At 46.4% G+C, this 638-nt stretch carries 1 protein-coding gene; it reads left to right on the top strand.

Translation table 11 applies throughout. From position 1 onward, the window contains the following. Positions 1-638: hypothetical protein (locus tag LVD47_RS23325; RefSeq protein WP_236981129.1), on the top strand; the 638-nt coding region annotated here is incomplete at both ends.

The raw sequence follows: 638 nt of genomic DNA, 5'->3' as shown, positions 1-638 counted from the left end.
GGAAGTGGAGACTGTGTGCGTTACTGTGACGTGGCCGAAGGGGAATTCGGAAGTTGTGCTGTACGAATGTTAGTACCTGCATTGGAAGAAGAGACTAATGAGCCCTGTGTAGAAATATGCCTGGATGATCTGGATGGGAACCCACACTGTGGCCTATCTATTGAGGTGGCATCACAAGATTGGTCTGGTGCCTGTCCTGCGACAAAAGGTCAGGATATCACGGTAACACAAACGTGTTGGGGTGTAACAGCGAACGAATGTGTATGGGAAGACTTTGATGAAGAGACTACTGTTGTAGATCTCGATGCATCTGACTTCGAAAGTGATAAGCGGAAAGTTGCTGTATTGTCTCAATGGTTGACGTTGATCGATACGATAGGCCCCATTTTTGATTTTTGTTATCCCACAGGTACGGATAATGACGGTTTAGTAGAAGGCTGTTTCCCTGACGAATACTGTGGGGATTTGGTTTGGGATCATGAAAGTATCGTAGAAGGAATCCGAGTAGGTGGTCAGACCTATTCAGCCTATAGTTGGGAGCGTTGCAACGCTACGGTATACACTACAGGCAGCCACGATTGCGCTGCTGATGTATATGTTCCCAGTGTAACATTAAAAGATGAGTGCAGTGGTGTACA

It is taken from the genome of Membranihabitans maritimus (genome assembly GCF_021729145.1).
GTDB lineage: Bacteria > Bacteroidota > Bacteroidia > Chitinophagales > Saprospiraceae > Membranihabitans > Membranihabitans maritimus.
The sequence above is the reverse complement of the archived record's forward strand: the minus strand, read 5'-3'. Positions and strand labels throughout refer to the sequence as shown.